Origin of the sequence: Yinghuangia sp. YIM S09857 (assembly GCF_051388915.1) — a bacterium.
Taxonomy (GTDB): domain Bacteria; phylum Actinomycetota; class Actinomycetes; order Streptomycetales; family Streptomycetaceae; genus Yinghuangia.
In genome coordinates this window covers 482,429-492,057 of sequence record NZ_JBPKBH010000005.1, presented here as the reverse complement: position 1 = coordinate 492,057, position 9,629 = coordinate 482,429, and the positions used below count along the sequence as shown (strand labels likewise).

Here is a 9,629-nt window from a genome sequence, read left to right as displayed (position 1 = left end):
CGCCCCCCCCCCCCCGCGTCGGCAAGGACGTCGACGAATTCGTGTGCCCGTACCAGCCCGTGGACTTCCTCGCCATCGGGCGCTTCTACGCCGACTTCACGCAGACCTCGGACGCCGAGGTCGTCGAGTGCTTGGACCACGCCGACGCCCGCGTCCGCAGACCCGCCGCCGGAGAACGCGAAGTCGAGGTGCGCATCGGCGGGACCCGGTTGGGTGGGACCTGGAGCGTGCCCGAAAGCCCGCGGGGCGTCGTCGTGTTCGCGCACGGCAGCGGAAGCGGCAGGCGCAGCCCGCGCAATCGCTTCGTCGCCTCCGGGCTGAACGCGGCCGGGCTCGCCACGTTGCTGTTCGATCTGCTCACCGAGGACGAAGAGGGCGATCGCGCACAGGTGTTCGACACCGAAATGCTCGCCCGCCGCCTGGTCGGGGTGACCCACTGGCTGCGCGGGCAACCTGCGCTGGTGGGCTTGCCGTTGGGCTACTTCGGAGCGAGTACGGGTGCGGCCGCCGCGCTGTGGGCCGCGGAACTCGACTCCGGGGTCTCGGCCGTCGTCTCCCGGGGCGGGCGGCCGGATCTCGCGGGGCCGTGTCTTCCGTCGGTGACGACCCCCACGCTGTTGATCGTGGGCGGCGACGACCATCTCGTGCTGGACCTCAACCGCGAGGCCCAGGCCCTCCTGCGTGGCGAGAACCGCCTGTCGGTCGTTCCCGGTGCGACCCACCTGTTCACCGAACCCGGCACGTTGTCGGTGGTCACGGAGCTGGCGCGGGACTGGTTCCTGGAGCACATGACCGGCGGGCAGGCGGCCGGATAGCCGGACGCGCGGCTCACCCCGCGGATGCGTCGCGGAGTTCGGGGAGGACTTCCTTGCCCAGTCTGCGGATGTTGTCGAGCGTGCGGTCCGGGCGGCCGGTGCCCTCGGCGAACAGGAGGTGGCGGCGGATGCCGGTGGCCTCGGTGGTGCGGCGCAGGGCGGCGACGACGTCGCGCGGGGTGCCGACCGGGTGGATCTCGCACAGGTAGTCGGTGTACGCGTGCGGGTCGCGCATGGTCCGGGCCCGGCCGTCGACCGTCTGGTGGGCGGACAGTCCCCGGTTCAGCCAGCGCGGCATGGCGGCCTTGAGTTCGCGCACCGCCTCGGCGCGCGAGTCGGCGACCAGGGCGACCGAGGCCGCGGCGTGCTCGACGCCGCGCGGGTCCCGGCCGCAGGCGCGGGCGGCGGCGTCGTAAGCGCGGATCATCTCGGCCTTCTCGCAGTCGTCCGCATGCATGCCGAGCAGCATCGGGAGGCCCTGCCGGGCGGCCAGCGCGGCCGAGGAGGCGGACGTACAGGCGACGATCGCGGGCGGATGCGGGCGGGTCAGCGGCCGGGGGACCACCGGGACCGGGCGGAAGCGGAAGTGCCGGCCGTCGGCGCCCACCCGGCGCAGGGTCAGCCAGCGCATGAGGAGGTCGACGGACTCGGCCCAGCCCTCCTCGTCGTACCGCTCGATGCCGCCGCCGAAGACCTCCAGGTCCACCCACGGCCCGCCGCGGCCGATGCCCAGCGTGAAGCGGCCGCCGGAGAGCTGGTCCAGCAGCGCGGCCTGCTCGCCGAGTGCGACCGGATGGGTGTTGGGCAGCACACTGATGGCCGTCCCTACTCGCAGCCGGTCCGTACGCCCCAGTAGCATGGCCGCAAACGTGACCGCGGACGGGCACAACCCGTACGGCACGAAGTGGTGCTCGGCGATCCACGCCTCGTCGAACCCGGCCTCCTCCGCGGCGCACCCCGCGTCCATGGCGGAGGTGAGCACCGTTCCCTGGTCTCCGGCCTCGAACTGGGCCGCGAGCAGGAAGATCCCCAACTTCATGGTGGGCAGCCTCTCGGTATCCCTGCACCCGTCATAACGGGTGAAATCCCCATTGGGGCACGAACGGCTTGTCCGACCGGTCTGTGCCCGTTCGGCAGGGCCTGCAATACTCCCCGCACAGCGCAGGAATACTCAGCGGTAACCAGCAGCGGTAACCAGCAGCGGCAATCAGCGGCACCAGCGGTACCGAACAGCAGCAGCACCAGCGGAACCCGCACGGCAACCCTCAAGGCGTACTCCTCTCGGGGAGACGGCATTCAAGGAGCGCATGATGGCGCGTGACATCACAACGGTCGGCGTGGTCGGCCTCGGCACCATGGGTGCCGGCATCGTCGAGATCCTCGCCCGCGGCGGCGTCCGCGTCATCGGCGTGGAGGTGGACGATGCCGCGGTCGAACGCGGCCTCGCCCGCATCCGCACCTCGACCGCCCGGGCCGTCGAGCGCGGCAAGCTGACCGAGGACGAGCAGACCGAGCTGTACGGGCGCGTCAGCCTCGGCAGCGACCTCACCGCCGTGGCCGACGCCGACCTGGTCCTGGAGGCCATACCGGAGCAGCTCGACCTCAAGCTGGACATGTTCGCGCAGCTCGACAAGATCTGCGGCCCGGACACCATCCTCGCCACGAACACCTCGTCGCTGTCGGTCACCGAGCTGTCGGTCGCCACCGGCCGCTCGGCCCGCGTCGTCGGCCTGCACTTCTTCAACCCGGCCCCGGTCATGAAGCTGGTCGAGGTCGTGCGCACGGTCGTCACCGAGCCGGACGTCCTGGAGGACGTCGTGGCGCTCGCCGAGAAGCTCGGCAAGGCGCCGGTGGTGGCGGGGGACCGGGCCGGGTTCATCGCGAACGGGCTGCTGTTCGCGTACCTGAACCACGCCGCGGCGATGTTCGAGGAGAAGTACGCCACACGCGAGGACATCGACGCGGCCATGCGCTTCGGCTGCGGCCTGCCGATGGGCCCGCTCGCGGTGCTGGACCTGGTCGGCATCGACACGGCGTACAACATCCTCCAGCAGATGTACCGCCAGTCGCGCGACCGCCTGCACGCACCCGCGCCGATCCTCAAGCAGATGGCCACCGCGGGCCTGCTGGGCCGCAAGAGCGGGCGCGGCTTCTACCGGTACGAGGCACCCGGCTCGTCGGCCGTCGTCTCGGACGCCGCGGCGGGTACCACGGTCGCCGGAACACCCCGTGAGATCAACGCAGTTGGCGTCGTCGGGTCCGGCACGATGGCGACCGGCATCGTCGAGGTGTTCGCGAAGTCCGGCTACCAGGTGACGTTCGTCGCCCGCAGCGACGCGAAGGTCGGCGCGGTCACCGGCGCGCTCACGCGCTCGCTCGACAAGCAGGTGCAGCGCGGCCGCCTCAGCGAGGAGGACCGGGACGCGGCGCTCGGCCGGGTCACCGGCACGACGCGCCTGGAGGACCTCGCCGACGCGGACCTCGTGCTGGAGGCCGTCGTCGAGGAACTGTCGGTCAAGCAGGCGCTGTTCGAGAACTTCGACGAGATCTGCAAGCCGGGCGCGGTGCTCGCCACGACCACGTCCTCGCTGCCGGTGATCGAGTGCGCGATGGCCACGAAGCGTCCCGAGGACGTCGTGGGCATGCACTTCTTCAACCCGGCGCCGGTGATGAAGCTGGTCGAGGTGGTGCGCACGGTCACCACGTCGGACGACGTCGTGGCCACCGTCCACGAGGTGTGCCGCCGCACCCGCAAGCATGCGGTGGACTGCGGCGACCGGGCGGGATTCATCGTGAACGCGCTGCTGTTCCCGTACCTGAACGACGCGGTCAAGATGCTCCAGGCCAACTACGCGTCGGCGGACGAGATCGACACCGCGATCAAGACCGGCGCCGGGTATCCGATGGGTCCGTTCGAACTCCTCGACGTCGTCGGCCTCGACGTGTCGCTGGCCATCGAGCGGGTGCTGTACGCCGAGTTCCGCGAGCCGGGGTGGGCGCCCGCGACGCTGCTGGAGCACCTGGTGACGGCGGGCTACCTCGGCCGCAAGACGGGCCGCGGCTTCCGGGACTACGCGAAGAAGTAGCGCGAGGGGCGGCACGGAGCGGTAGCGCGGTGAAGTAGCCCCGAGAAGCAGTCCGGATAGGCAGAGCGGAGAAGCAGCGCGGGACGCGGAGGTCGGCGAGCCCCCTGGCGGCAGGGGGCCCACCGACCTCTACGCTTTTCCCGTGCCCCGTCGAAATCGCCCGCAGCGACCGGAACGCCCCGACCCGGACTCCGGGTCCGGCGGCTGGTTCGGGCTGGAGTCGCGCGAGTCGGGCCGCGACGGGGAGTGGATCGTACGCCCGGTCTCGGGCGCCGCGGCCGCCAAGACGTACCGCTGCCCGGGCTGCGACCACGAGATCCCGGTCGGCGTCCCGCACGTCGTCGCGTGGCGCGCGGACGGGCTCGGCACGGTGGACGACCGCCGCCACTGGCACCGCGCCTGCTGGAACAACCGCGGCAACCGCCACCTGCGCCACCGTCCCGGCCGGCGCTGACCGGCCCGGGCGCCTCAGGCGAGCGACAGGAACAACTTCTCCAGCTCGGCCTCGCTCAGCGGCGGGCTGTCGCCGTCGGTCTCGGTCAGGCACTGGCGCATACCGCTGGCGATGATCTTGAAACCGGCGCGGTCCAACGCCCTTGACACCGCCGCGAGTTGCGTCACGACGTCCTTGCAGTCACGGCCGGCCTCCACCATCGCGATGACGGCGGTCAGTTGCCCCTGGGCGCGGCGCAGGCGGTTCAGGACGGCGCGGCTCGCGTCCTCGTCGACGACGGTCATTTCATCGGCCTTTCCTTGTGCATCAGGGGCCCATAGTACCCCTGGGGGTATATCCGACGGGCTGCCGCGGTCAGTCGTGCGAGAACCGCACGTCCGGCAGCACGCGGCGCAGCCACGCCGGGCACCACCACGCCGCCCGCCCGGACAGCCGCAGCAGGACCGGCAGCAGCACGAGGCGCACGAGCGCCGCGTCCAGCAGCACCGCCGTCCCGAGCACGACGCCCATCTCCTTGGGCGGCAGCGGTCCGGACAGCGCGAAGGTGAAGAACACGGCGACCATGACCGCCGCCGCCGCGAAGACCACGCGCCCGGAGTCGGCCAGCGCGCCGACCGTCGCCCGGCGTGCGTCGCCGGTCTTCTCGTAGTGCTCCTTGGCGGAGGCGAGCAGGAACACGGTGTAGTCCATCGCCACCGCGAAGATCATCGCGAAGAAGAACACCGGCGCCCAGCCGTCCAGGAAGCCCTGCGGCGTGAAGCCCAGCAGCGACGCGCCGTGCCCGTCCTGGAAGATGAGCCGTGCGACGCCGAACGCGGCCGCGGTGGACAGCAGGCTCGTCACCGTGCCGAGCAGCGCGGCCAAAGGCGCCCGCAACGCGAACACCAGGAGCAGGAAGCCCAGTCCGAGGACGACGCCGAGCACGAGCGGCGTGCGGTCGTCCAGCGCGGTCTTCAGGTCGAGGTTCTCCGCCGCGGCACCGCCGACTCGCGCCTCGTCGACCAGTCCGGCGCGCAGCCGGTCCAGCGTGTCGCCGAGCGCCGGATCGGACGGGTCCACGGACGGTACGGCCTGGACCATGCTGAGCCCCGAACCGTCGGTGGCCGCAACCGGAGGCAGCACCGCGGCGATTCCGGGGTCGCTCGCGGCGTCGTCCGCAACTCCCGCCGCCTGCGCGGTCGGTGTCACGATTTGCAGCATGCCGGGCGCGCCCGGGCCGAACTCCTCCTGCACGGCGGTGTATCCGACCCGGGAGGACGCGTCCGCCGGGACGACGTCGATCGACGGCATGGCGGTCCGCAGCCCGATCACCGGTGCGGCCAGGACCAGCAGCACCACGAGCGCGGGCACGCCGTAACGCAGCGGGTGCCGCCAGAGCTTGTCGGCCCAGCGGGTGAAGCGCGGCGAACCGCTCGCGTTGTCAGGGGAGTTCGCACGCCCGCTCCGGCGCCACGGCAGCGCCGCCGCGTCGACCTTGGGGCCCAGGCGCCCGAGCACCGCGGGCAGGAGCGTGAGCGTGGCGGCGAGCACGAAGACGACGGCCAGCATGATGCCCAGCGCCATCGTGCGGAACGCCGGCGCCGGAACGAGCATCACCGCGGACAGGCTGACCAGGACCGTCGCCCCGGAGAGCGCCACCGCCTTGCCCGCTGTGTCCATCGTCTCGGCCACCGCTCGGCGGGCGTCGCCGTGCCGGGCCAGGGCCGCCCGGAAGCGCACCACGAGGAACAGCGCGTAGTCGATGCCGAGGGCGAGCGCGAACATCATCGCGAAGTTCATCGCCCAGATGGAGACCGGCGTCACGTGGTCGAGCAGCACCAGGGCCCCGGCCGACGCGGCCAGGCCGGCCAGCGTGAGCAGCAGCGGCAGCCCGGCGGCCACCAGTGAGCCGAACGCCAGGACCAGGATCGCCATGGTCACCGGCCACGACAGCATCTCCGACTTGATCATCGCGTCGTGGTTCGCGGTGTTGAAGTCGCTCCACATGACGGACGAGCCGGTCGCCGCCACCTCCACCCCGTCGCCGGAGAGCGCCGCGAGCGGTTCCTTGAGGTCGTCGGCGGCCCGGACCATGGCGTCGGAGTCGCCGCCCGCTCCGGCCAGCAGCACGGCGGTCCGGCCGTCGGCGCCGAGCGTGGCACCGGGCTGCGGCGGCACGACGGCGGTGACGCGGGCATCGGCCTCCAGCAGCGCGGTGGCGCGGTCGACGACCGCCTGGACGGACGGGTCGGCGACCGGCCGGTCGGCGCGCACGACCACTTGCAGCGCGGTCGAGGCGTTGCCGCCGAAGTGCCGCTGCGCGAGGTCGCGGACCTGCACCGATTCGCTGCCCTCGGCATGCCAGCCCGCGCCGGCGAGCGCCGATGTCACCTGGGGGGCGAAGGCGCCGAGCCCCGCGACGAGGGCGAGCCAGAGCACGGCGACCAGGCGCAGGTGTGCGGCGGACCACAGGCCGAGGCGTCCGAAGCGGCCCGGGCGCGGTGCCGGTCCGGCGGGCCGGGGCGCTGCCGGTGCGGTCGCGGGGGCGTTCCCCGAGCCGGTGTCGCGTATGTGGTCACCAACGGTCACAGTTCCTCCTGGATATACCCCCCGGGGTAATATGGACAGCGTACCGGATACCCCCACCCGTATTTTCGGAGGAGATCGACACCATGTCCTACGACCGCACCGTCCGCGTGACGACCGGATTCGCCGACACGGTGGCCGCCGTACGGGACGCCCTCGCCGCGCAGGGCTTCGGCGTGCTGACCGAGATCGACGTCACCGCCACCATGGCCGCCAAGCTGGGTGAGCCCATGGAGGACTACCTGATCCTCGGCGCCTGCAACCCGCCGCTCGCGCACCGCGCGCTCGGCGTCGACCGGAACATCGGGCTCCTGCTGCCGTGCAACGTGGTGGTCCGCGGCGACGGCGGCGGGACGCTCGTCCAGGCCTTCGACCCGGCGGCCATGGTCGCGTTCACCGGGATCGAGGCACTGCGCCCGATCGCCGACGAGGCCGCGGGCCGGCTCGACGCCGCGCTGGCCGCCGTCGCAGCCTTTGCCGCTCTCGCCGCCGGCGGCGACGCCGAAGGCGGTGCCGAAGCAGCCGCTGGTGGAACGGCCGCCGAATGAGCCGCCGTTGAAGCGGAAGCCACCCGCAATTGCGCTGGAATCCGGGTGAGTTCCCCCACGGACGCCGAACCGCCAAGTGAACGGCAGTTGAATGCCGAGGAGTTGCCCGCCGCTCCGGCGAAGACGACCCTCCGGATTGCCGTCCGAGGCTGGGCGGGAGCGGGTTCCGAGGCGTACCGTCGTGGGGTGATCCGGGGATGCCCGCTGTGCTTGCGGGCGGACTGAGGTGGGGTGGCCGTGGGGCGGGGCGTGCCGGACAGCCGTGACGACGGATTGGACCACCGCGGGCTGCTGCTCGGCGACGAGCACACACTCGGCCGGGTGTACGACGCCTACGCGGAGTTCGTGTACGGAGTGGCCCTGCGCGTGACCCGAGACCCGCAGGCCGCCGAGGACGTCACCTGCGAGGTCTTCGTCGGACTGTGGGAACGCCCGTACTCCTACGACCCGTCGAAGTGGTCGATGGCCGCCTGGCTGATCGCCGCCGCACACCGCCGAGCGGTCGAACGCGTCGGCGGACCAGGGCAATCCGCGGCACCGGGCGGCGGCGAATCCCGGGACGAGGACGCCGTCGCGACCTCCCTGGCGGGCCTCGCACCGGAGCTGCGGGACGTGGTGGAGCTCTCCTACTTCGAGGGCCTGACGTACCGCCAGGTCGCCGCGAAGCTCGGCGTGGTCGAGAGCGTGGTGGCCGAACGGGTGCGCTCCGGCCTGGCGCAGTGGGACGCGGCGGCCCGCGACGGCGGAAGTGCCGTGGCGGAGGAAGGGACGGAGGCGCGGTCATGACAGGGCTGCCGGCAGCGGTACGGGGGCGCGTCGTCGCCGAAGCCCTGCGCAGACGCGAGCCGTCGGTCCCCACCGGACCGCACGCCCGGGCGTTCGCCGAGGCGTTCACCGCCCTCGACGCCCTGCTGCGGGACCTCAGCAGCGAGGAGTGGGCGACGCAGGTCATCCACGACTGGGACGTGCAGCAGACCGTGGTGCACCTGATGGCCGGGGACGGCGCGGTGTGCGCCGCGGCGGGCGTGCCCGAGGCGATCCGACTGCCGCCGTACGAGGGCCCGTTCGCGTCCATGGCGCAGTTCGGCGGGCCGGTCGGCGAGTGGGAGGGCCGCAGCCGCTACATCATGGCCCGGCACCACGGCAGGCCGTACCGCATGAGCTGGCACGCCTGGCGCGCACAGGCGCGGAGCCTGCTGAAGAGCCGCGCGTCCCGGGAGCGGGACGACGCTCCCGTCGAATACGCGGGCCGCACACTGGCGTTGGCCGACGCCTACCTCGCGCGCGGCTTCGAGACGTGGTTGCACGCCGACGACATCGGCCGCGCGGTGGGCAGGCCCTTCCCCGAACCGTCGCCCGAATCGATGGAACACCTTGTCGAACTCGGTTTCGCGACACTGGGGTTGCTCGAATCCGAAGTCGCCGCAAAGCTGGTGGTCGACGGCCCGGGCGGGGCCACCGTGTCCCTGGGCGCGGGTGAGCCGAAGGCCGAACTCCGTTTGTCGTCCACGGACTTCTGCCGTCTCCTCGGCGGCAACAGGCGTCCGGACGAAACCGAGGTCGAGGTGCAGGGCGACCCGGACACCGCGAACGCCGCACTGATTGCCGTCGCCTCGCTGGCGATCCTGTAACGGCGGGCCGTCCCCGGCCATGGTAGAGAGTTCGGCATGGGTGTTCTCTTCGACTACTACCGGGCACCGGACGCCGCCGCCGCCCTGCGGGCGCTGGAGCGGGACGGCGGGCCCAAGGGGCGCGGCGCCCCCGGGCAGCCCGTCTTCGACGCCATGGACGCCAAAGGCATCGACTTCGCCGTCATGCTCGTACCCCTGGTGGACGCGGTCGCGGGGACGGTCACCGACTTCACCGCCCCCGATTCCTTGGACTTCGTGCTCGTGTGGCCGGCCGGCGACGCCGCCGCCGCGACTCCCGAGGACCCGTCCGGGGACGAAGGCGTGCTGATCGCCGAACTGGGACAGCGCACACGGGACGCCCTCGCCGACGCCGACGACACGCGCCTGCCCGAGTTCGCCGCGCGGTGGGGGAGGGCAGCCGGACTGGACGGCGATCTCACCGGACTCGCCGCCGACTTCGTCGCCCTGGCCCGCCGCGCCCGCGACGCGGGAGACCGGCTCTACTGCTGGAGCGCGGTGTAGCGCCGCGC

The 9,629-nt window shown here is 72.4% G+C and carries 9 protein-coding genes and 1 pseudogene; 7 read left to right on the top strand and 3 right to left on the bottom strand.

The genetic code is table 11. The features are described 5' to 3' along the window. A pseudogene (locus ACRX5S_RS13575) lies at positions 1 to 815 on the top strand (phosphoribosyltransferase); the annotation flags it as partial. A gap of 13 nt (positions 816 to 828) precedes the next feature. On the opposite strand, the gene ACRX5S_RS13570 reads toward ACRX5S_RS13575, so the two are convergent. Then, on the bottom strand, positions 829 to 1,854 hold the full coding sequence (locus ACRX5S_RS13570; RefSeq protein ID WP_436773137.1) for an LLM class flavin-dependent oxidoreductase: 1,026 nt from the start codon (positions 1,852 to 1,854) through the stop codon (positions 829 to 831). A 271-nt stretch (positions 1,855 to 2,125) separates the two neighbouring features. On the opposite strand from ACRX5S_RS13570, the gene ACRX5S_RS13565 reads away from it, so the two are divergent. Both ACRX5S_RS13565 and ACRX5S_RS13560 read left to right on the top strand, forming a co-directional pair. Continuing rightward, complete coding sequence (locus ACRX5S_RS13565) at positions 2,126 to 3,901, top strand: 3-hydroxyacyl-CoA dehydrogenase family protein (protein WP_436773216.1); 1,776 nt, start codon at positions 2,126 to 2,128, stop codon at positions 3,899 to 3,901. Positions 3,902 to 4,043: 142 nt separating this feature from the next. Then, positions 4,044 to 4,355 (top strand): ATP/GTP-binding protein, encoded by a 312-nt coding sequence (locus ACRX5S_RS13560; protein ID WP_436773136.1) that lies wholly within the window; start codon positions 4,044 to 4,046, stop codon positions 4,353 to 4,355. A gap of 14 nt (positions 4,356 to 4,369) precedes the next feature. On the opposite strand, the gene ACRX5S_RS13555 is transcribed toward ACRX5S_RS13560, so the two are convergent. Then, positions 4,370 to 4,639: a metal-sensitive transcriptional regulator gene (locus tag ACRX5S_RS13555; RefSeq protein WP_436773135.1), complete on the bottom strand. Its 270-nt coding sequence runs from the start codon at positions 4,637 to 4,639 to the stop codon at positions 4,370 to 4,372. A 70-nt stretch (positions 4,640 to 4,709) separates the two neighbouring features. After that, on the bottom strand, positions 4,710 to 6,923 hold the full coding sequence (locus ACRX5S_RS13550; protein ID WP_436773134.1) for an MMPL family transporter: 2,214 nt from the start codon (positions 6,921 to 6,923) through the stop codon (positions 4,710 to 4,712). 83 nt (positions 6,924 to 7,006) lie between these two features. Here ACRX5S_RS13550 and ACRX5S_RS13545 point away from each other — a divergent pair, with 83 nt between their 5' ends. The 4 genes from ACRX5S_RS13545 to ACRX5S_RS13530 all read left to right on the top strand — a co-directional run bounded on the left by ACRX5S_RS13545 (position 7,007) and on the right by ACRX5S_RS13530 (position 9,621). Next, a complete protein-coding gene (locus tag ACRX5S_RS13545; RefSeq protein ID WP_436773133.1) occupies positions 7,007 to 7,468 on the top strand; it encodes a DUF302 domain-containing protein in 462 nt (153 codons plus the stop codon). A 249-nt stretch (positions 7,469 to 7,717) separates the two neighbouring features. Next, entirely contained in the window at positions 7,718 to 8,254 is a 537-nt protein-coding gene (locus ACRX5S_RS13540; protein ID WP_436773132.1) for a sigma factor, read from the top strand. Continuing rightward, positions 8,251 to 9,099, top strand: coding sequence for a maleylpyruvate isomerase family mycothiol-dependent enzyme (locus ACRX5S_RS13535; RefSeq protein WP_436773131.1), 849 nt, complete (start codon positions 8,251 to 8,253; stop codon positions 9,097 to 9,099). Before ACRX5S_RS13540 ends, ACRX5S_RS13535 begins: the two co-directional genes overlap by 4 nt. A 36-nt stretch (positions 9,100 to 9,135) precedes the next feature. Continuing rightward, positions 9,136 to 9,621, top strand: coding sequence for a hypothetical protein (locus ACRX5S_RS13530; RefSeq protein WP_436773130.1), 486 nt, complete (start codon positions 9,136 to 9,138; stop codon positions 9,619 to 9,621). Positions 9,622 to 9,629: the final 8 nt, after the last annotated feature.